This is a genomic window from Gardnerella sp. DNF01159, from assembly GCF_049244215.1.
Classification (GTDB): domain Bacteria; phylum Actinomycetota; class Actinomycetes; order Actinomycetales; family Bifidobacteriaceae; genus Bifidobacterium; species Bifidobacterium swidsinskii.
The window spans coordinates 1,034,339-1,056,980 of sequence record NZ_CP058387.1 but is presented as its reverse complement, the minus strand read 5'-3'; the positions used below and the strand labels follow the sequence as shown (position 1 = coordinate 1,056,980).

The 22,642-nt window shown below is 39.9% G+C and carries 16 protein-coding genes; 11 read left to right on the top strand and 5 right to left on the bottom strand.

The genetic code is table 11. The features are described from left to right. The first annotated feature begins 220 nt into the window (after positions 1-220). The 6 genes from HXT39_RS04110 to HXT39_RS04085 all read left to right on the top strand — a co-directional run bounded on the left by HXT39_RS04110 (position 221) and on the right by HXT39_RS04085 (position 7,108). Entirely contained in the window at positions 221-829 is a 609-nt protein-coding gene (locus HXT39_RS04110) for a pyroglutamyl-peptidase I (RefSeq protein ID WP_103013964.1), read from the top strand. 94 nt (positions 830-923) lie between these two features. Then, entirely contained in the window at positions 924-1,661 is a 738-nt protein-coding gene (locus HXT39_RS04105) for a hypothetical protein (RefSeq protein ID WP_004110825.1), read from the top strand. Further along, entirely contained in the window at positions 1,651-4,275 is a 2,625-nt protein-coding gene (locus HXT39_RS04100) for an HAD-IC family P-type ATPase (RefSeq protein WP_103013965.1), read from the top strand. The genes HXT39_RS04105 and HXT39_RS04100 overlap by 11 nt, the downstream gene beginning before the upstream one ends. An 85-nt stretch (positions 4,276-4,360) precedes the next feature. Next, positions 4,361-5,869, top strand: coding sequence for an L-serine ammonia-lyase (locus tag HXT39_RS04095; RefSeq protein ID WP_103014040.1), 1,509 nt, complete (start codon positions 4,361-4,363; stop codon positions 5,867-5,869). A 280-nt stretch (positions 5,870-6,149) separates the two neighbouring features. Then, on the top strand, positions 6,150-6,557 hold the full coding sequence (locus HXT39_RS04090; RefSeq protein ID WP_004107148.1) for an FKBP-type peptidyl-prolyl cis-trans isomerase: 408 nt from the start codon (positions 6,150-6,152) through the stop codon (positions 6,555-6,557). Between the two features lie 71 nt (positions 6,558-6,628). Beyond that, positions 6,629-7,108, top strand: a complete 480-nt coding sequence (locus HXT39_RS04085; RefSeq protein WP_004110818.1) for a GreA/GreB family elongation factor — start codon at positions 6,629-6,631, stop codon at positions 7,106-7,108. A 124-nt stretch (positions 7,109-7,232) separates the two neighbouring features. Here HXT39_RS04085 and lexA read toward each other — a convergent pair whose 3' ends face one another. Further along, entirely contained in the window at positions 7,233-7,907 is a 675-nt protein-coding gene (gene lexA, locus HXT39_RS04080; RefSeq protein WP_100066613.1) for a transcriptional repressor LexA, read from the bottom strand. A gap of 217 nt (positions 7,908-8,124) precedes the next feature. Between lexA and HXT39_RS04075 the strand changes: the two genes are divergently transcribed. Both HXT39_RS04075 and nrdR read left to right on the top strand, forming a co-directional pair. After that, complete coding sequence (locus HXT39_RS04075; RefSeq protein WP_012914030.1) at positions 8,125-8,502, top strand: LysM peptidoglycan-binding domain-containing protein; 378 nt, start codon at positions 8,125-8,127, stop codon at positions 8,500-8,502. Between the two features lie 232 nt (positions 8,503-8,734). Further along, the gene (nrdR, locus tag HXT39_RS04070) at positions 8,735-9,190 is read left to right on the top strand and encodes a transcriptional regulator NrdR (RefSeq protein ID WP_012914031.1); all 456 of its coding nucleotides are present in this window, start codon (positions 8,735-8,737) and stop codon (positions 9,188-9,190) included. A gap of 61 nt (positions 9,191-9,251) precedes the next feature. On the opposite strand, the gene HXT39_RS04065 is transcribed toward nrdR, so the two are convergent. Next, positions 9,252-11,528, bottom strand: coding sequence for a HelD family protein (locus HXT39_RS04065; RefSeq protein WP_102703005.1), 2,277 nt, complete (start codon positions 11,526-11,528; stop codon positions 9,252-9,254). Positions 11,529-11,869: 341 nt separating this feature from the next. Between HXT39_RS04065 and HXT39_RS04060 the strand changes: the two genes are divergently transcribed. Both HXT39_RS04060 and HXT39_RS04055 read left to right on the top strand, forming a co-directional pair. Next, positions 11,870-12,826: a nucleoside hydrolase gene (locus HXT39_RS04060; RefSeq protein WP_064621673.1), complete on the top strand. Its 957-nt coding sequence runs from the start codon at positions 11,870-11,872 to the stop codon at positions 12,824-12,826. A 143-nt stretch (positions 12,827-12,969) separates the two neighbouring features. Continuing rightward, positions 12,970-14,373, top strand: coding sequence for an MFS transporter (locus HXT39_RS04055; RefSeq protein ID WP_103013966.1), 1,404 nt, complete (start codon positions 12,970-12,972; stop codon positions 14,371-14,373). Positions 14,374-14,821: 448 nt separating this feature from the next. On the opposite strand, the gene HXT39_RS04050 is transcribed toward HXT39_RS04055, so the two are convergent. Continuing rightward, a complete protein-coding gene (locus HXT39_RS04050) occupies positions 14,822-15,748 on the bottom strand; it encodes a hemagglutinin (protein ID WP_103013967.1) in 927 nt (308 codons plus the stop codon). Positions 15,749-16,002: 254 nt separating this feature from the next. Between HXT39_RS04050 and HXT39_RS04045 the strand changes: the two genes are divergently transcribed. Beyond that, on the top strand, positions 16,003-17,445 hold the full coding sequence (locus HXT39_RS04045) for an MFS transporter (RefSeq protein ID WP_041160485.1): 1,443 nt from the start codon (positions 16,003-16,005) through the stop codon (positions 17,443-17,445). A gap of 154 nt (positions 17,446-17,599) precedes the next feature. Here the strand turns inward: HXT39_RS04045 and hrpA are convergent, their stop codons facing one another. Beyond that, complete coding sequence (gene hrpA, locus HXT39_RS04040) at positions 17,600-21,685, bottom strand: ATP-dependent RNA helicase HrpA (RefSeq protein WP_103013968.1); 4,086 nt, start codon at positions 21,683-21,685, stop codon at positions 17,600-17,602. Between the two features lie 62 nt (positions 21,686-21,747). Further along, a complete protein-coding gene (locus HXT39_RS04035) occupies positions 21,748-22,446 on the bottom strand; it encodes a class I SAM-dependent methyltransferase (protein WP_103013969.1) in 699 nt (232 codons plus the stop codon). Positions 22,447-22,642 lie beyond the last annotated feature (196 nt).

Sequence of the window (22,642 nt, the reverse complement as noted above, 5' to 3'; positions counted from 1 at the left end):
GAATGCGAGTCTTACCAATTTTGATTTTGTGCGTGTTGTGAGGGAGTTGTGTGGTTATTTCACAATCTGACTATCACTAATCTTTTTGCGAACATGAATTACGTAGTTGAATCCTGAAGTTTGTATACAGTTTATATACAGTGACATTCACATATGTACAGTTTTTTTGTGATGCGTTTTAATGTTTTATAAAGTGATATTCGTATGAAGGGGTATTGTGATGCGTATTTTGATTACTGGTTTTACGCCGTTTAATAATGAGTCTATAAATCCGTCGTGGAAGATTGCGCAATCAGTGCATGCGCCTGAGGGTGTGGAACTTGTTCGTTTGCAGATTCCTACGGAATTTAGCAAGGGCGCGCAAAAAGTTATTGAGAAAATAGAGGAAGTTCACCCTAATGCTGTGCTTTCATTAGGGCAATTTGGTGGTTCTGCTTGTTTTAACGTTGAGTATGTTGGCATTAACTGTAGAGCTGCGCGTATACCGGATAATAGTGGGTATAAGCCTTGGTATGAGCCTGTTGTGCAGGATGGTGATGTGGCTTATAAAGCGACTTTGCCAGTTGTGAACATAGTTGATGCTTTAAATAAAGCAAAATTGCCGGCGTCTGTGTCTTTTTCTGCTGGCGCGTACGTGTGTAATGACGTGCTTTACAGTGTTTGTCATTATTGCCAGACTAAAAAATTGCCGATTAAGAGTGGTTTTATTCACGTTCCATATTTGCCTGAGCAGATTCTTGATAAGCCTACTACGAGTTCTATGAGTTTAGTTGATATGCTTCGAGGTATTGAAGTTGCGCTGCAAGTAATTGCGGATGATTGCAAGTGATTGCAGATTAATCGCCAGCAAATCTTTAATTTGTCAAATTGCATAAAATAACTCAAAACAACCACTTATGTTGAAGGTGTGGTATAAAAGTCTTATGTTTTCTAAACGCGCTATTACCATTTTTGCGGCTGCTGTCGTAACTGCTTTAACGTTGGGTACGTTGAGTGCTTGCGAGCCGCAGGGTAAAGCCGTTGGTAGCACTGGTCGCGCTGGAGACATAATTCACGACGGCATAGATATTAATGACATCCATTTGCTGGTCATTGGTTCAAAATTAGCTGCGCTTGATGACGAAGTTATGAAGCATTGTAAAACGTCAAAATTGAGTGCTTCTTATGTGCCGCTATCAAATGTTGTTAATCCTAACGAAGCTGCTCAGCAAGCTATTCGCGCTGCAAGCGAGCAACCTGTTTCATTAATACTTATAGACGCGCTCGACGTAACAGGCGTTGACGACCTGCATAATGATAATAATCAACCTAATATAAAAGAGAATAACAAGCTTAATAACAGCACTCGCAATAAACAAAACGAAAGCAAAGCATGGATTTCTGCGCTGCAATACGTGCGTTACGCTGGAGTGCCAGTTGCGTTAATAAATCCTGTAAAAGCACCAAAAGACGCAACTTTATACGCAGCTACTTTGTATTTTGATAGCGATGGAAGTGGAATTGGAAAAAATATTCATGAATCTTATTTATCAAAAAATAGCGAATCTTTAAACAATAAAAGCAATAAATCAAAATTTGAGCGTTCGTCTTTGCTAAGCATCGTTCGAGCAATAATCGACAATACACCGCATAGTAGGGAAGTGATTATAAATGACAAATAACGAACAAAACGCAATGGCATCTACAGAAATTAGCAAAAATAACGCTATTGCGGTGCTTCCTAAAGTAGAAGTTTCTGGTTTGAGCACAGAAGAAGTTGCAGAGGCAGTCTCTCGCGGAGATGTGAATATTACTTCTAAGCAGACTTCTCGCTCTTTAATGGATATTGTGCGCGCGAACGTGTTTACATTGTTTAACGCGATTATTTTCACAGCAATGGTTGTTGTGCTTGCCACTGGTTCGTGGAAGGATGCTGTTTTTGGTGTGGTAATTCTGGTAAATACTGGAATTGGCATTGTGACTGAATTAAAAGCAAAGCGCACTTTGGATAGGCTTTCTATACTTGTGGCGTCTTACGCAATGGTTCGTAGAGGCGGAGAAAATATTGAGATTGCGCACAAAGATATTGTGCTTGGAGATATTTTGTGGCTTAGGGCTGGTGAACAAGTTCCTGCAGATGTAGAAGTGCTGGAATCGTGGGGCTTAGAAATGGACGAGTCCATGCTCACGGGCGAGTCTGCTACAGTTCGAAAAGCAAAAGGTGATAACGTTTATTCCGGATCTACTGCAGTTTCTGGAATGGCTTTAACGCGTGTTACTGCCGTAGGAGAGCACAGTTATGCGGCAAAATTGGCGGCGCAAGCGAAAGTTTATACCAAAACAATTTCCGACTTAAGCCGTGGAATTAACACGATTTTGAAGTATATGACGATGGTTGTGGTGCCTTTGTGTGTGCTGCTTGTGTGGTCGCAAATGCACAAGGTTGGCGGATTTGTTGAAGCTTGGCAGACTGGTGCTTGGAGGGGAGCTGTTGTTTCTGCTGTTGCAGGCGTTGTTGGCATGATTCCAGAAGGATTGGTTCTTCTTACTTCGCTTAATTTTGCGGTGGCTGCTATGCGGCTTGCTCGTAAGCAAACGTTAGTTCAGGAGTTGGAATCTGTAGAAACTTTAGCGCGCGTAGACTGCTTGAATCTGGACAAAACTGGCACTATAACCGACGGTGGTATTGCATTCGTTGGCGTGGAAAATCTAGATAATAGTGGTGCCGAAATATCTTTGCAGACCAACTTGCAAACCAATCAAGCTTTATTCGACTTATCAAATGAAGAAAATCCGAACGCAACAGGTGTTGCGATTATGGAAGGGCTTGGCTCTAAAGGAGTTGCAGCTAGCCAGCATGTATCTAACCGTCTTCCATTCTCTTCTGCTAGAAAGTGGAGTGCGGTGCAATATGCGAAAAGCAGCGGAGAACATGAAACTTGGTATATGGGTGCTCCGGAAGTATTGCTAAGCGCGATTAATTATGCAAATTCTAATGAACTTTTAGCGAAAGTTAATTCTTATGCGGAGCAAGGTGAGCGCGTGCTGCTGCTTGCAAAAGTAAGTAGCGAAAGTAGTACTGTAAGTAGCGTCGATAGTAGCAGCTTAAGTAGCGTAACAGAAACAGATAAAACTTTTGGCGATTCTCCAACTATTTGCGTAAATGCTCATCCTATTGCTTTAGTTCGCTGCTCTGAGCGTATTCGTGACGATGCTCGCAAAACGCTTAAATGGTTCCGTGAGCAGGGTGTGCGTTGCCGCGTAATTTCGGGAGATAACCCTACAACGGTTGCGGCTGTTGCTGCAAAAGTTGGCTTAACAGGAGATCGCAAGCCTGTTGCAATGGACGCTAGAAAATTGCCAGAAGATATTAACGAATTGGCTAAAGTGCTTGAAAATGTGGATGTGCTTGGGCGCGTGCTTCCTCATCAAAAGAAAGCGATTGTTCAGGCGCTTCATACTCAAGGTCATGTTGTTGCTATGACTGGTGATGGCGTGAACGATACTTTGGCTCTTAAAGAAGCTGATTTGGGCGTTGCTATGGGCAATGCTGCTCCTGCTGCAAAAGCTGTAGCTCAAGTGGTTCTTGTTGATTCGCGATTCTCGCATTTGCCGGATGTTGTGGCTCGCGGTAGGCAAGTGATGGCAAATATGGAACGTGTGGCTGGCTTATTCCTTGTAAAAACTGTTTATTCTGCGCTTATTTCTGCAGGAGTTGTGCTTCTAGCGTTGCACTTCCCGTATTTGCCTCGTCACATTACTTATATTGGTTCTTTAACTATTGGTATTCCAGCATTTTTGCTCGCTCTTGCGCCTAATACTTGTCGATACATTCCAGGTTTCTTGAAGCGAGTTGTTCGTTTTGCTGTTCCTAGCGGATTTGCTATAGCTGCTTCTGTGCTCGCTACTGCTGTTATAGCTCCGCGAGTTTTGGGATTAAATCTTGACGATGTTGTTGCAAATAATTTGATAGCATCTCGTTTTATTGTCTCAAACGTGCAAGCTTTGGCAACTACTCGCAGTATTTGTTCCGTAATCGTATTTGTTCTCGGCATACTCGTGCTTGCAAGCGTTGCCAAGCCGTTGCGCTCGTGGAGAGGAATTATGGTTGCGCTATTTGCTGCAGCTGGAGTTGCTGGAGCTTTTATACCGTTTACTGCAAAATTCTTCGAAATTCACGTGCCGACTGCAGGAAGCGCGTTTACTGTAATGCTTATAGCTGTTGTTTTAGCTGTAATCTTATGGTTTGTGTGCGTGAGTTTAGCAAACTTGTTATCTAAACAAAGTAAGAAGTGAACAATCTAACATATTTCTCATGTAATTAGTGTGTCGACGTGAGCTTAATGATGCTTACAATAGATACGTGTTTAGTATTTTAGAGATGTTTTCAGTAGGCGTTGGTCCTAGTTCATCACATACAGTAGGTCCTATGCGAGCTGCGTGTTCGTTTGTTTCATCGCTTAAAAAAAGTGGTAGTCTTGCAAACGTTGCGCACGTAAGTGTGACTCTTTACGGATCACTGTCTTTAACAGGTCTTGGTCATGGCACTGATCGCGCTTGCGTTGCAGGTCTTGAAGGAAATCTTCCAGATAATGTAGACACTGATCATATGCTTACTATTCGTCAGGAATGCAAAAAAACTGGCACTTTAACGCTTGCAGGTGAACATACTATTGCTTTTGATTACGATAAGGACGTAATTTTTGAAAAATGGATGCGAATGGTTGTTCATCCTAATGGAATGCGTTTTGTTGCAATTGATTCTGACGGAAATAAAATCGATGAGCAAGTTTGGTATTCAATTGGCGGCGGATTTATTCGTCAAGGGTGTGCAGATGATGCAATGGTTGGCTTGCATGAGCGTGTTACTGAGCAAGATGAAAATAATGCCAATAAGAATAGTGTAAGCGAGAATAATAGCGAAAGTAATAACGGAAATAGTAGTGATAATGCTGCAAGCTCTTCAAATCAAACAAAAGATTCCACTGTACCTTATCCTTTTACTTCATGCGACGGGCTTATAAATATTTGCCGAGAAAAGCATATGTCAATAAGCGATGTTGTGTGGCAAAACGAGCTTGCATTGCATGAAGGTGATGCTGACTACGTGCGCAACTATTTGCTGCATGTTTGGAAAGTTATGAGTAAATGTGTAGAAAACGGATGCAACTCAAAGCAACCGATTTTGCCAGGAGGTCTTGATGTGCCTCGCAGAGCTCCTCACATGTATGAGCGTTTAGCTGCAAATTCAGACATGCTTCGCAACAATCGTCGTCGTTCGGATGCTGCTTTAGAAAGTTCAGACTCTGCGTGGGTTAATCTTTTTGCGCTCGCTGTTAGTGAAGAGAATGCTGGTGGTGGGCGTATTGTTACTGCTCCAACGAATGGTTCTGCAGGAATTATTCCTGCAGTATTGCAGTATTATTGGCGATTTGTTGATTCTGCTAATGAAGATGGAGTTGTGCGATTCTTGCTTGCTGCAGGTGCTGTTGGTTACTTATTTAAGCGAAATGCTTCAATTTCTGGAGCTGAAGTTGGTTGTCAAGGAGAGGTTGGTTCTGCTTGTTCGATGGCTGCTGCAGGATTGTGCGAAGTGTTGGGAGGGACCCCGGAACAGGTTGAAAATGCTGCAGAAATCGGTATAGAACACCATTTGGGATTAACTTGCGATCCTGTAGGCGGTTTGGTACAAATTCCTTGTATTGAGCGCAATGCTATGGCTGCAAATACAGCAATTAATGCTGTTCGAATGGCAATGCTTGGAGATGGCTCGCACATGGTAAGCCTTGACAAAGCGATTAAGACTATGAAAGAAACTGGTCATGACATGATGTCTAAATATCGCGAAACCTCAAAAGGTGGGCTAGCTGTAAACGTTGTTGAGTGCTAATTTGCTAATATTTTTGCATTAATTCGTTGATGTTTTGAGATTAATTTTTGCTAAGTTATACACAATGCGTATATTTCATGTACATACGTAACGTTTCAGTGCTAATCTAGGACAGGTTAATCTAGGAAGTGTTAGTCTAAACTGCATTTATTCGAATGTGCATTTACTTAAATGTACTATTTAAAATGCGCTGCTTTAGTAATGCAGGATGGTTAAAAGCTGTCTGTGTAGATGTTATACTGTTCAGATTATACTGTTTGGAGTTTGTAAAGGAGGAAATATGGCACAAGATATGCCAGAAGTGATTGCAGAATTTGGCACTACGCCAACGGTGACGTTCCCTGAATCTGAACCGCCAGCAGGCCTTAAAGTTGTTGAATTAGTTGAAGGTAATGGTCCTGTAGTTCGTGCAGGTGACACTGTAACTGTGAATTATCATGGTGTGGTTTGGGGTAGCGACAAGCCATTTGATTCAAGCTTTGCTCGTCATACTCCAGCTAGTTTTGGTATTGGTGTCGGTCAAGTGATTCAGGGCTGGGATCGTACTGTTCCAGGTCATAATGTTGGATCTCGTTTGTTGATTTCTATTCCTCCAGAGTATGGTTATGGCTCTCGTGGCATACCGCAAGCCGGTATTGGCGGCGGAGACACGTTGGTATTTGTTGTTGATATTATTTCAACTCGTTGATAGAAGAGCGTGAATTTTATTTACGAGCGCATAGTTTTTATTTTTAGAAATTGTTGTATAAGGAGGTAGCAATGGCTGAAGAAAAAACTATTTTACTTACGCAGGAAGCGTATGACAAACTAAAAGAAGAGTTAGCACATCGTGAAGGTGAGTATCGAGAAGAAATCACTGAGCGTATTGCTGCAGCTCGTGCTGAAGGTGATTTGTCTGAAAATGGTGGTTATCAGGCTGCTCGTGAAGAGCAAGGAAAGAATGAAGGTCGCATTAATGAGCTTATTGTAAAGCTTCGTAATGCGAAGATTCTTGAAGCACCGAAGGATGGCACTGTTGGCAATGGTTCTTTGGTTACTCTTGAGCTTGCAGGTCGAGAAATGACTTATGTTCTTGGTTCTCGCGATATTGCTGTAGCTACGGATTATGACGTTATTAGCCCGGAATCTCCAATTGGGGCAGCTATTATGGGTGCTCATGCTGGTGATACTGTTAGCTATGCAGCTCCAAATGGACGTGAAATTTCAGTGACAATTAAGGATTCGCATCCACTTGCGTAAGTTGCGTAAGTTACATGATTTTCATAATCTGCATAAGTTGATTTTATAAATATTATTCTCCCCACTTAGTTCATATTTTGAAATAAGTGGGGAGAATATTTTTTGAGGGGTTGGTGGATAAGTTCTATATTTTTCGCAAAACTGTAACAACTTTTCCCATAATAGTTGCGTGTGATCCGTCAATAGGAGAGTAAGCCGGATTATGTGGAATAAGCCATACGTGACCGTGGTCATTTCTGAAAGTTTTAACAGTTGCTTCGTTATCTAACAGTGCTGCAACAATGTCTCCATTTACAGCCTCATGCTGCTCTCTAACTACTACATAATCGCCATCGCAAATAGCGGCGTCAATCATCGAATCGCCGTGTACTTCAAGCATAAAAAGATTTCCTGTACCTGTAAGACGTTCTGGCAATCGCATTACATCTTCAATATGCTGTTCTGCTGTTATTGGAGCTCCTGCTGCGATTCTTCCCACTAGAGGAACATCTCTAGAATTTATAACAGAATCAGATTCGTATGCGCTAATATTGGCAACTCTTGAAGAATTTTTATTAATTTTGTTATTTGAATTGTTTTCAACAATTGAATTATCAAGAATTTCAATAGCGCGACCTTTATTTGCATTAATTCGCAAAATCCCTTTATCTTCAAGTGTCCGCAATTGATGTTTCACAGAAGATGGGCTTCTAAGTCCAACTGCTTCTCCGATTTCGCGGAAAGAAGGAGGGAATCCATGAATTTTTATATTGTTTTGGATGGCATTGATAATATTGCGTTGGCGGTCAGTAAGTGACATTGCGCTAATATCGCTAGCATTAATGCCATTGTTATCGTTATTTGTGCCATCGTTATTCATGGTGCTCCTTTCGCTTTTACTATTTTAACGCACTTTCTTAAAAAAATCAAACATCTGTTCGACACGCCGTTGCAACTATCGAACAAATGTGTCATTATTAATACATCTGTTCGATAGAACAAATGTTCAGTCGATTAAGGAAGGAGAAAGGATAATTATGAGTACGTCATTAATTAGAAGTGGCAGGGAAGTTAGAGTAGGTATGCAAGAAAATACTTATTTGATTCGTAAACGCTGCGTTTCTAATAAGCATGCGCGCAAAACTAGAGTTTTTCGTGTAACTGTACTTTTGATGACAGCAATAACATTCTGTACATTGTTTATGCCAAAGACTGCTGTTTCTGCAATACCTGAAAGAGTTGTTACATATACAGTTCGTCCTGGAGATACGTTATGGAATTATGCTGCTACTATTACTCCTAAAAACGGTGATATATCAGATAATGTAGAGCGTTTAATGGCTTTAAATCATCTTTCTTCTGAAGATTTGGTTATCGGACAGTCTATTAATGTTCCATTAAATGATGCTCAATAGTTGATTGAGTACAAATAGTATGAAAATGGGGGAAATATGAGAAGGGAAAATATTACTATATTTGAGATTGAAACTGATGAGCTAAGTTTTACTGAAAATGATGATGTAATATTCAGTGTGTTTTATGGAGTATTTCGGATTATGGACAATAAAATCGTATAATATTCGGAAATATTTGAATAAAGTGAATAATATTATGTAGTTTTTCGCTATTTTTTAGTATGCTGAATATATGCATTGTCCTTTTTGTAAGAATTCTGATACGAAAGTTATAGATACTCGTATCAGTGAAGATGGTTACTCTATTCGCCGTAGACGTGAATGCCAAGTTTGTGGTAATCGATTTACTACGGTGGAAACAACTCAGTTGCTTGTAATGAAGCGTTCAGGCTCTATTGAACCTTTTGATCGGGCAAAAGTTGTTGCCGGTGTTAGCAAAGCATGTCAAGGACGTCCCATTAATGCTGAAGCGTTAAAGACAATTGGTATGCGAGTAGAAGCTGATTTGCGAGCACGAGGTTTAGCGCAAGTTACATCTGAAGAAGTTGGCAAAGCTATTCTTAAGCCATTGCGTGAATTAGATGAAGTTGCATATCTTCGTTTTGCAAGTGTGTACCAAAACTTCGCAGGTCTTGAAGATTTTGAACATGCCATTGAAGATTTAAAGCGTAGTAAAACAGAAAAATAATAATTTTATCGATTATTGTTACAGAATATCTATTCCCTGCGCTTTTGCATTATTTTGAGTTCTATTTCTCAAAATTTGCGTCATCTGCAGTGCGTATTATATGCAATTTTTGAGTTGGTCTAGTCATTGCAACATATAGATTGGCTGCAGCAGTTAGTCTAGATGCTGCTTCCTGCTCAATTTGAGAAGGTTGCAACACTATGACAGCGTCATATTCAAGACCTTTTACTTCCTCAGCTGTGCAAACGCTGCATTGGCAATCATCGGCATTTTGTTTGTTTAACTGATTCCATAATTTTTCAGGTAATGCATGTTCTAATGCTTGATTTACAACCTTTTTAGCATGGCTAACTATACTGTTAGGAGTAATGATTGCAATACGACCACTACCATCATCAGAGACAAATTTTTCGAATAGTTTTATACAAGATTCTGCAAGTGCAGTATCGAGTTCATCTTGTGATTCAACCGTTTGTGATACGAGTGAATCAGGTACTGAGCGAACTGCATGAACAGTAGAAATGTATAATCCTGAATCTGTTGCAACTTTGCTTGCTGCTTCAGAAACTTCACTAGGATTTCGATAATTAATTGTTAACTCGTAAAGATCCCAATTTGGTTCTCCAAATAGAGAATTCATATTCTTCTGCCATCTGTGAGTTCCTCCGAGCGCAGAAGTTTGTGCAACATCGCCAACAATAGTAAAGGAGCGTGAAGGACAACGACGAATAAGCATTCTCCAATCCATTGCTGTAAGCTCTTGAGCTTCATCGACAACTACGTGACCATATGTCCACTCGCGGTCAGAAGCTGCTTTACGGGCAAGCATTCCTGCATCGTCGCCTTGCAGATTATCAAGAAGCATATCAGCAGTTACTATGCCATTTCCAATACCAGCTTGTGCTAAAGTGTCAGCTGCAAATTGTTGTTCTTCAAGTTTTTTTGCTTGTGCTGCAGATCTTTGAGCGTCAAGTTTTGGATCAGGACCGAGCAATTCCATAGCTTCATCAAGTAATGGAATATCAGAACGAGTAAGCGGGCTGCCCTTTGGTCTAGTAAGTGAGTTAATGTCTTCGTCGCTCAACCAAGGTGCGTATGTGCGTAATTTGTCAGGTTTAGCAAAAAGTTGGTCAATGAGCCATTCTCCAGTCATAGGTAACCATGCAAGATTTAAAGTAATGCGCAGTTTATCGTCAAGACGAAGTTGAGAAGTTATATCGTTTAATTCAGCTTGATCTGGAACATAATCAAGTTTTTCCAAATAACGATTTTTCAATATGCTGAGCACGGTTTTTATAAAAGTATTTCGTGCCTGGTTATGCGGCTGGTGAGTCCGTTGAGCATCTGATTGAGCTATCTCAATATCTTCTTTTAGAAGAGGAATACCAAATCCTCCAACATGAATTGTTGGAAGATTTTTAGGAACGCGAATACGAGCGGCAATTGCATTCGCAATAACTGTTCGCATACGATACATTCCTTTTAATTTTGCTGCGTATGGAGAATCTTCATCTGTAGCACAAATTCCAGGAATTAAGTCGGAAATAGTTCTACTTACTACACCTGTTTCACCAAGAGAAGGGAGTACTTGATCAATATAACGCAAGAATGCCGAACTTGGACCAACAATAAGAACTCCTGAACGCTCAAGTTTGCGCCTGTGAGTGTATAACAAATAGGCTGCTCTGTGCAAAGCAACAGCTGTTTTTCCTGTGCCAGGACCTCCCTGTACAACAATAGTGTGATCAAGAGGAGCGCGAATAATTCGATCTTGTTCTGCTTGAATAGTGGCAACAATATCAGTCATTTTGCCGGTTCTGCGAGAACCTAAAGATGCGAGCAGTGCTCCTTCGCCAGTAAGAGTACCTTGTTGTGAAGCTTTTCCTATTTCATCAGAATGTATGTCAAGTACTTCATCTTCAACACCAATAACGTCTCTGAAACGGAGTGTAATATGACGACGCATAACAATATCGCCATGATGCGAAGGGGTTGCCTCATAAAAAGGTCGTGCAGCTTCAGCGCGCCAATCTGTAAGAATAGGATCATGGTTTTCGCTAAGCAAACCAATGCGACCAATGTATCGCCTAATGCCTTCTGTGTTATCAAGTCTTCCAAAAACAAGACGATCTTCAACAGCTCGTAATTGTGTAAGACGATCTTCGTACATGGTTGCGAATGAGTCGCGCTCTGTGCGCTGTGTTGGTGAACCGTGCGAACCTGACGCGCGCACAGCGTCTAAGCGCGCGCGAATAGTATTACGCAAATCATCTAGACGGCTATAAGCTCGGTCAACAGCTTGTTGTTCTTCGCTAAGTTGTGAGGAATAGGTAGACATACGCTTCCATTCTTCGTAGAATCTGCAGCCAAATCAAAGCCAATTTTTAGGCATTTAAGTGTATCTCGAGGCATAAACCACTGATTTATTTCGTGTTGTAATCTAAATTAAAACAAGCTAAAAGCTTAGCGAATAATTGCGTTTTATTTTGCCGCAAAAATATAATCTAAACATATGTTTATAAGGGTTGATTTTGAATTATAGAGAGATAGAATTCTTGAGTTGTGAAGCATAAAACGATGAGGTTGACGCCTACTAGTTTGTTGCAACTTAGAAATAAACAGAATGGCTTACTGCATCACTGTTGATGTAGCGAGTTTGTAATCAGAAAGGTAGTTCACATGAAGAAGCTTATTCTTGATTTGGATACTGGTGTTGATGATACCTTAGCAATTTCTTATGCTCTTGGTAGCCCTGAGGTTGAGCTGATCGGTATTACTGGTACGTATGGCAACGTTTTAATGGAACAGGGCGTTCGTAATGCTCTTGCTATAACAGATTTATTTGGACATCCAGAAGTTAAAGTGTATCGTGGTTTGCCGCATGCGAGCAAGAAAGATTCGTTTGAAGTTCTGCCTATTTCTGCATTCATTCACGGTGACAATGGTATTGGCGATGTTGTTATTCCAGATTCAAAGCGTGAAGCTGAGTCTGAGCCAGCTGTTGATTTCATAATTGATGCAGTTAAGACTTATGGCAAGGATCTTATTTATGTTCCAACTGGTCCTATGACAAATATTGCTGCTGCATTGCATAAGGCTCCAGAAATCAAAGATGAGATTGGCAAGATTGTTCTTATGGGCGGCGCGCTTACCATTCATGGAAACGTAAACGCTTGGACTGAGGCGAATATATCTCAAGATCCAGATGCTGCAGATGTACTCTTCCGCTCTGGCGCTCCAGTAACAATGGTTGGCTTGGACGTTACATTACAGACTTTGCTTACTTACAAGGAGACAAAGCAGTGGCGTGACCTTGGCACAAAGGCTGGCAAGTTCCTTGCAGATATGACCGATTTTTACATTAAGGCATATGAGACTACGGCTCCGCACCTTGGCGGATGCGGCTTGCATGATCCTTTGGCAGTAGCGGTAGCTGTGGATCCAACGCTTGTTACAACTCTACCAATCAACATGCAGGTAGATGTTGAAGGCCCAACTCGTGGACGCACAATTGGTGATGTTACGCGCTTGAATGACCCTGTTAAAACAATGCAAGTTGCTGTTGGTGTTGATGTTCCACGATTCTTGAACGAGTTTATGACGCGCATTTCTGGCTTGGCAAAAATCGCTGGCTGAGTGTGGATTTTACGCGTTTTTTAATTCCGTTTTAACTCCGCTTTTTGTTGTTCGACACGCCGCAAATCGCAACATTTTCCGCAATATACGACGTGCCCTATTTACCAATGTAAAAACTAAAAATATTAATTGATTGGATTATTATGACTGAGATTGCAAAATCTAGCGCGGTAGACTCATACGAAGATCCAAAAACCCGCGACAAAGTGGCGATTTACTCGCTAATTTTACTTCTTATAACCTTTATCCTTGGAACATTGTGTTTGCAAGGATTTAATCTGGTATTCGATCAGATTGGTAAAGCTGTTGGTGCTCCTAATCAAGCTTCTCTTATTACGAGTTTGCCAATTATTGTTTTAGGCATTGTGTGCTTTATTTACGGCTCTTTAGGTGACTTTGTGTCGCTTCGTAGACTCATAACAATCGGACTTGTAACACTGTTTGTTGGATCGTTGTTTGGTTTTATTGCAAACTTCTTCTTCACTCCAAACTTGTGGACTGTTATTATTGCGCGTATTTTACAAACAGCTGGCGAACAGGTAGCAGGTTCTTCCTTCCTTGTTATTGCAACTAAGTATTTGCGCAACGATCTTAAGGTAATTTTCTTTGGACTCTTTACTGCAGCTTATCAGCTTTCTGCTTCTATTGGCGTTTTTGCTGCTGGTGCTCTTAGCTCTATTGCTTGGCAGTATTTGTTCTTGATTCCTGCAATTACTATTCTGTTCTTGCCAGTTCTTGTTAAGTGCTTGCCTACAAAGAATGGTATTGGTGGGAAGATAGATAAGCTTGGCTTTACAGTGTTTGGTATTGCTGTTGCATTGCTGACTTTGTTCTTCTCGTACAAGGCATGGGGATTGTTGCTTGGATCCATCGTGCTGTTTGTTGTGTTTGCTGGCTATATTATGAAGGCAAAGAACCCGTTTGTAACTCCTGCATTCTTTAAGAATAAGCGTTGGCTTTCGGGCATTGTCTTAATATTCATCTTCTACTTTACTAACTATTGCATGCCTCCAATTTACAATGTTATTGGTGGAGTTTTGTATCATATGAGCACTGAGGCAGTTTCTTCCTACCTTGTATGGGCATTTGTTGTGGCAGCAGTGTTTGGAACATGCTCTGGAGCAATTATCGGTTTCATTGGACGTAAAGCTGGTATTATTACAGCTGCTGTTCTTATGATTCTTGGATGGGTTGGAGCTGCTGTATTCATCAATTGCGGATTCCTTGTTCTAACTTTGTGCGCATGCGTTTACTACGCTGGTTGCGGACTTATGTATTCGCCAATCGTTTCAACGGTTCTTAGCGCATTGCCTGTTGAAGAATCGGGTCGTGGATGCGGTATGAACGATTTAGTTATGAATGTTACAGCATCAATCGGTATTTCCATTTTCAGCGGATTCTTTGGTGGAAACTTGCTAAAAGGATTCTCTTTTGCTGGAATCCAAGGCTTAAGTGCAGGCTATTCTAACTTGCTTATGATGGGCGCTATTGTAGCCTTTATCGGCTTAGTAGTTTACATTGCTCGTAGCCTTATGGTTAAAGAGTAATTATTATTTACTCAATATGTTAGTGGTCACTATCTTGCAGTCATCTTTGGCTGCGTGGATAGTGACCACTTTTTTGTAGTCTTATGCCGCGCATTTTTAAACTAATATAGTTTTTACGCTAACATAGTTTTTTCATGCGCTGAATACTAATCTTTTGATATTGTATTGGTGAGGCTTATTTTTAATGATTATTTAAATTAATTAGCGTTATAGCCAAAATCCTTACTTTTTTAATACTTCTTTCCACCATGATTCTCTGCCTAAAACAAAATCATCTTTAACTTTCGCATTAAAAATTAAATCTGTAATAAGTGAGTCTTTGTTGTTTTTGTTAAATATAGAAGCAGTCAATTTGTAATCTTTAATCAATTGTGCCAAAAATTAGACATTTAAGTATACCTCGAAGCTTATACACCGAGATTGTATTCCTATGTCGATCTAACGAATATTATTTGCGAGGATCTCCGAACCAAGCAGAGTAAATCAATGAAAAATTGCGATTTCCATATGCTGAGCACGAATTTCCTTCGCCGTATCCAGCTTTTAACGATTCTATATTTGGCTGATAAGGAGTATAGATATAAAGTAATGCAGTAGCCTTATTTTCGATATAAACATTGCTAGATCCGCATGATTTATTTGGCGAATATTGAATTGTGTTAATCGTGTTAGGGTGGTAGTTATATTGATCGTTATGAAGAAGATAATATCTATATCTTCTTGCGGAACCAATTACTTGTTTAAAGAATCCTGCAAAACGTGGGTTGCAATGAGAATCATCTGGACAATCTAATCCCATAGCTGATTTGTATTGGAAATCGCTAGGATCAGTGTCTGTTACAAGATGTTGTTCTTTTTGCAGCATGGTAAGTAATACTCGTTGACTGATATGACATGCTTTTGCTGATTTGTATATTATGTCTGCAGAAGATTCTTTGCTTACACTTTGATACTTTGAGCATAGTGAATCGGCAGGAATAGTGTGAGTATTAAAGTACGCATTTTTTAAGCAATTTTTACCAGTGCATTTTGCTCCTTTTTTGCGTATAAAATTGCGTACTTCGTCTTTACTCATTGCGTTATCGTCAAAAAATTGAGAATCAGAAATAATATTGCCTGGATTAAAATCGAAGCGTGACACAAGTTGTTCTTGTTTGTTGCGAAGATTAGAAACAGTCTGTTCCCAACGTATCCACTGAACAACAGGAATGATAATAGCAATGCCTATGACAGCAATAATAATGTTTCGTAAAATTTTATTGGAGTAAAACTTATGCTTTAATGAACTGTTGTTTTTATTGTGATGAGCACCACTATTATGTTCACTATTTAGGTTGACATGAATAGAATCATGTTTCTTTCTTCTCTGCACCATGTTTCCTCCTACTTAGCTTGTTACATTATAAGTGATATGCGAATCATTTTATTATTGTGATTATTTTTTAAAATTGTTCCTAACTTTTATTGTTGATTGTAACTATCAAACTGTAGAATTATCCGATTGAGTAGCTACGCGCGAAGAATTTGTTGCGATTAACTTTAGATTGTTAGAGCAGATTGATTTATTTGCAGTAGTTTTCTGCATAAATATTTGGAATTATTAGGCTGTTGTAGGGAAGTAGGACGGTGATGATTGGGACTAAACGATTTGATTGTTCTTCTGTGGATCCTTATGATGACCCAGAAAAGCGCGATAAGGTTGCTGTTCGTGCGTTAATACTACTGCTTATTACATTTGTTATTAGCACCTTGTGCTTGCAAGGTTTCAATCTTGTTTATAAACAAGTTGGTATAGATGTGAAAGCTGTTGATCAAGCGCCTCTTATAACTGGTTTACCTGGCATTATTTTAGGAATTGTATGCTTTATTTACGGTTCTTTAGGCGACTTTGTGTCATTAAAAAAGCTAGTAACTATTGGATTAACATCTTTGTTTATAGGCTCAGTTTTTGGATTTGTAGCTAATTCTTGTTTTGAGCCAAATTTGTGGACAGTTATTGCTGCTCGTATTATGCAAACAACTGGTGAACAAGTAGCAGGTTCATCATTCTTAGTAATTGCAACGAAATATTTGCGAAATGATTTGAAAGTTATCTTCTTCGGATTATTTACAGCATCGTACCAGCTTTCTGCATGTATTGGAGTATTTTCAGCGGGATTGTTAAGCTCTATTGCTTGGCAATATTTATTCTTAATTCCAGCATTAACTATTCTAATATTGCCGGCATTATTGCATTATTTACCAACAAAAAACGGCAATGGTAAAAAAATTGATGTTGTTGGTTTTACAGTCTTTGGATTTGCTGTTGCATCTCTTACATTGTTCATTTCATACAGAAACTTGTTGATGCTTATTTCAGCAATTATATTGTTTATAATTTTTGGTATTTACATTAGTAAAGCTAAAGAGCCGTTTGTTACACCAGCTTTCTTTAAAAATATTCGTTGGCTTTCTGGCATAATTTTGATGGGCATAATATACTTCACAAATTATTGCATAAGCCCACTGTTCAATAGAGTTGGAAAAACTTTGTATAACATGACTACTTCACAAGTAGCTTCTTATTTAGTTTGGGCTTTTATTGTTGCTGCAATATTCGGTTCATGCTCAGGCTTAATAATTAGTCGTATAGGAAGAAAAACAGGTTTATTATTAGCAATATTGTTTATACTTTGCGGATGGATTGGTATTGCAGTATTAATAAATTCTGGATTCTTGGCTATAGCTTTGTGTGCATGCATTTATTATGCAGGTTGTGGAATGGTGTATTCTCCACTGGCCTCAACAATTCTTTCATCTCTTCCAGTTGAAGAATCTGGCAGAGGGTGCGGAATGAATGATTTAGTTATTAGTGTTTCTGCGTCTGTTGGTGTAGTAATTTTTGACGGAATATTAGATAAAAACATGCTGAGTGGAAATTCTATAACGGGTGCTTCTGGTATTTCGTCTGGATTTGCAAACATATCTCTTATGTGTGCTGCTGTTGCATTATTAGGGATTATCGTATTTACATTCAGAAACTTTATTACTAAAGAAAGCAATGCAATTGAAGTAAACGAAGATCAAGAATAAGACCAAAATAATAGTAAAAGCAAAAGCAATAGAATTATAATTGGCAATAGCTTAGCAACTGTGCAAATAAAGTTTGTTTACAACGTTATGAGCAATATTGTTTACAACATTGCAAGCGCTAAGAAAAAATATATGCATATATGCGAAACAGCTTTCACCTTCCGCCAATCATCTTTCGCATGCGTTGTATGCTAATCGGATATGCAGTTCCCAATTCTTGCGCCCAAAGAGATACATAGAATTCTTCGCACATCCAACGTAATTTCTCAGCGATTATTTGTGACTCGTCATGTGCTGGTCCTGATGGGATTTTCTGAGCGTCTTCTTGAGCTTTTACTACAAGCTTATGTGCTTCATCTGCCTGCCAAGCCCAACGTACGTCACGGTTTTTGTCTGCCTTAGCTTTAGTAAGACGAATCACGTCTGCATGCAAGTAGCGTTCAATACGAGGCAGAGAATCAGATGGAGTTTTGGCAATAAACCCTTCGTATACAAGACTTGCAGTGTGTTCGCGGATTGATTGCAACACTGAAAGCAAAGGCAAATCTGCTTTGCCAGAAACAGCTTTACTAACTTCCGCATCACGCTTTAATATAGCAATCACATCGTGAGCTACATCGTATACCGTATCCTCGTATATTTCGGAAATGTTGGCAACAGTTTCGCGTAATAAATTGTCGTCAGTAATATTATCTGTGTTCGCAATTAGTCGTTTTACTGCAGCCATTTGCAAGTCTTCTGCTAAAGCGTTAGAAGTTGAATAAGGTGCAGATGCGAGCATTAAAGATTCAGCGCCAAGCCAGCGAGAAGTAATACGCTTATTGTCTAAATGCAACATGTTTAGCGCACCCTGCCATACCATTTGCGCGCGCGAAAGATTTGTAGCGCCTGATTTGTGCAATAAATCAGCTCTTTCTACAACGTTTCCAGCTTGAGCTGCTTTACTTGCTTTACGATTTACAACCGCCCGCGCAGATTCTTGAGCTTCTTTTGCAAAGCGTTTTTGCAATGCAATTAATGACTTATCTGTTCCAAGAATTGTAGGTTTTACGCGATTAGAGTACTTGTTACGACCTGCAGGTTTATTGCGACTTTCGTTAGCTTTTCTCTCTTCAACACTAAACGTCATGCGCAAGTATGGTGAGAGTCTGCTTATTTGCTCGTCGTCGAAAACTTCAGGATGTATTTGCGCTCCAATTACACAAATTGCAGCTTTAGTGAAAACTTCTCTAAAATCTTGCCATTCGCTTTTTATATTGCTTTCTGTTTCTCCAATCCCAGGAAGCTCGTCGTAATGTTCGTCAATCCAAGAGCGAATTTTTTGAGCAGTATCAGGAGCTGGAACAAACTGTACTCGTAGAGCTTTAGGCAAAGATTTAATCATGCCAATAATAAGCTCATCAAGCAAACCTGGAACATTCCAAGTAAATTCTTCAGGAGTTAAACGCGAAAGTACGTAAAGCGGCACATGCACAGTTACGCCGTCCAAAGGATTAGCTGGATCATACACATAACTTAAACGCAACCTTATAATCTGACCATCTGTACCAACTGTATCCCAATGGTCAGGGTAGTCAGCTAAATCAGTACTTTGCGTAGTTTGTAAACGTTCAACTTCATCGGGATTAAAGTCTAACTTGTGTGGATTTTCTTCGCGGTTATCTTTCCACCATTTTGCAAGAGCTGCAATAGTAGTTGCTTCTTGAGGAATGCGAGTGTCGTAAAAAGTAAATAAATCTTCGTCGTTTACAGTTTCGCTTATTTGACGAGTGCGATTTGCTTGATTATCTGCATCTTCAAGCACATTGTGATTATTTAAAATAAACTCATCGTGTGCAAAACGCTGTTGCACATCTGCTTCAACTAAGCCTTGACGAATCATAATCGTTCGAGCTTCGTAAGGATTAATTCTAGTCCATTGAACTGTGCGATCTTGAACAATAGGCAATCCGTATAGTAATACTTTAGATTTTGCTACAGCAGCACCTTTAGAAGCACTCCAATGAGCGTCAGAATACGTGATTCTAGTAAGATTTTTAGCAAGAGGCTCGGCCCAAGCAGGATCGACTTGTGCGCAATATCTTGCCCAAAGTCTAGATGTTTCGACTAATTGCGTACACATAACCCATGAAGGAGTTGTTTTCGAAACAGATGAAGCTGGGAATATTGCGAATCTTCCTCCGCGTGCGCCTTGATAGTCGTTTTTAGCCATTTTTTGAGCGCGTTTCATAGCTCGAATTTTTGCTGATCCATGCAAATTAGCAAAATCTGAAGCTTTTGGTTCACGCACTACTTGCATTCCCAACATAGAAAGCAATCCTGCAAGCATCGACGAGTGTATTCCTTGCGAATCCCAAGAGCAGCACAAGCTGTGAGCAGCCTGTTGATTATTAGGAAGTTGACGAATTTCCAAAGATACTCTTTTAGATGGAATAGGCTCGCCAACTTTATAATGCAACTCTTTACACAAGTCTTGAAGTTGATTAACTAAATCTTTCCACTGTTTTAAACGCAAAAAGTGGAAGAATTCCGCTTTACAAAGTTTGCGAAGAGCATTATTGCTCATACTTCCGTCTGCTTGGAAAATATAATCCCAAATATTTAAAGCAGTTAAGAAATCGCTTGTTTCATCCGCATAACGATTATGAAGTCTATCCGCTTCTTCACGCTGTTCTTCAGGGCGCTCGCGAGGATCTTGCAAACTCAAAAACGCAACAATTACCAGCACAGCTGCAAGAGTATTCGGAGTTGTTTTACGCGCCGCTTCAATAATCATGCGTCCTAAACGAATGTCAATCGGCAATTTAGAAAGCTCGCGGCCAATATGAGTTAAAGTGATGAAACCTGATTTTCTACTTATTGCGCCAAGCTCATTAAGCTCATTAAAGCCGTCGCTTACTGCTTTCATATCAGGAGGGTCAATAAAACCGAAATTTGTAATATCTTCGCCAGTTTTAGCAACTCCTACTGAAAGCATGTGCAATACTACTGTTCCAAGCGAAGTGCGCAGAATCTCAGGATCGGTAAAACGAGGGCGAGTTTCGTAATCTTCGCGCGAGTAAAGTCTAATAGCAATTCCGTCCGCGATTCGTCCGCATCGCCCAGAACGCTGATCTGCGCTCGCTTGAGAAATTGGCTCTATAGGAAGTCTTTGCACTTTTGCAGACTTAGAATATCTGCTAATTCTCGCAAAACCAGGATCGACAACGTATCGAATCCCAGGAACAGTAAGCGAAGTTTCAGCAACGTTCGTAGCAATAACAATGCGTTGATGAGAGTGATGTTCAAATACTCGATGCTGATCTTTTGCAGAAAGACGCGCAAAAAGCGGCACTATTTCAATAGCATCAGCTCGCTTCATATCACTTGCTCGAGTGCCAAAATATGAGCGTAATCCTGCTTCAAACTCTCGAATATCGCGCTCGCCAGAAGCGAAAACCATAATGTCGCGCGCGCCTTGCTCGTGGCTTGAATGAATCACTAATTGAGCACATGCGCGAGTTACTGCAGATGTCATATCTTCATCTGTAATATCGTCTCGATTGCTTTCGTTAGATTGGCTTTCTGCAACAGTTTCCTCATCCATTGTTATGTCTGCAAAGCCGGGGACGTGTTGCATAAGTGAAGGAGCGGATCCAAGTGGTTCATAAAGAACTCGCACAGGGTAAGTGCGTCCAGAAACTTCAATAACAGGAACTTTTATGTGTAAAGCTTGCTCAAAATGTTCACGGAATTTTGCAGAATCTATTGTTGCTGAAGTAATAATCAGCTTCAAATCGCGTCTTTGCGGAAGTAAAGTCGTTAAATATCCTAGCAAAAAGTCAATGTTAAGACTGCGTTCGTGAGCTTCGTCAATAATAATCGTGTCGTATTTAGTAAGAAGAGGATCTCGCTGAATTTGCGCAAGTAAAATACCGTCAGTAACAATTCGAAGCTTTGTTTTAGGTGAACTTTCGTCGGTAAATCGCACTTGATAGCCGATTTCTTCGCCTAGTTTTACTTCCATTTCGTTTGCGATTCGCTCAGCAACAGTGCGTGCAGCTAAACGGCGAGGCTGAGTGTGCACGATTTGCTTACCTCTTCCGCCTCTTCCAAGCTCAAGCACCATTTTTGGGATTTGCGTAGTTTTACCGGAGCCAGTCTGTCCGGAAACAATCACGACTTGTGAAGACTTAATTGCTTCTATTATTTCGTCGTGTGCTGCGCAAATAGGAAGCTCAGCAGGGTAGTCGAATTTCATAGTGTATATTTCTTTTCGTAGATTTTTGCTTTTTAGTACTTCTCTAGTATTAGTACGTTTTATTATTTCGTTTTTATTACTTCTATAATTCGGTATCCTTTAGAACTTGCATATTTTTCAACTATGTAGTTTTCGCCAAGATTTTCAGCAAGCCAAGGAATAAGTGAGTCTGAGCCAAGATTTTTTTGCACAACTAAGTAAGCTGCTCCTCCTACTGTTAAACGCGGAATCCAAGTCATCAAAATGTCGTGCAGCATTTCTTTTCCAACGCGAATTGGGGGATTGGACCATATGAGATCAAAATTATTAAATTCCAAAGTATTATTTTCTTTTAAAGCGTCATCTACTAAAGAAGTGCGAATATGCTTTAAGCCAGCGTTTTTTGCGTTTAGTTCAGTAAGCTCTAGCGCTCGCTCATTTACATCTACAGCTACAATTTCAGCTTCTGGAGATTCTAAGCCCATTGCAATGCTTATAGGACCCCATCCGCATCCAATATCAAGGAATTTGCCATTTTCTGGTGGTTTTGGAGCATGTTTTAGTAGCACAGACGTGCCTAAATCAAGCTTAGAAGCACTAAATACTCCGTTTGAGACTTGTACAACAGTTTCATGATTTCTCAAAGTTACATGTAACGTTCTTCGCTCATCGCAAGATGATGGTGTTGCAGAAAAGTATTGTTCGCCACTGATTTTTTGCGTTTTTTCTGATTTTGGTGATTTGGTTTTATCGTATTGTTTAAATTGTTGATGACTGTCCATGATCTCGCTCAAAAATACCGTATTTCGCCTATAAATTTAGATTTATTAATATACTTTTTTCTATTGTATCTTTATTTACATATCATACATATATGTTGTGTTCATATATTGTCGTCTCAAGTTACCATAATAAGACAAACGTTGTAAAACGCTATTTACAATGAAATAGAGGAGGGACAGTTGGCGGATAGTAATG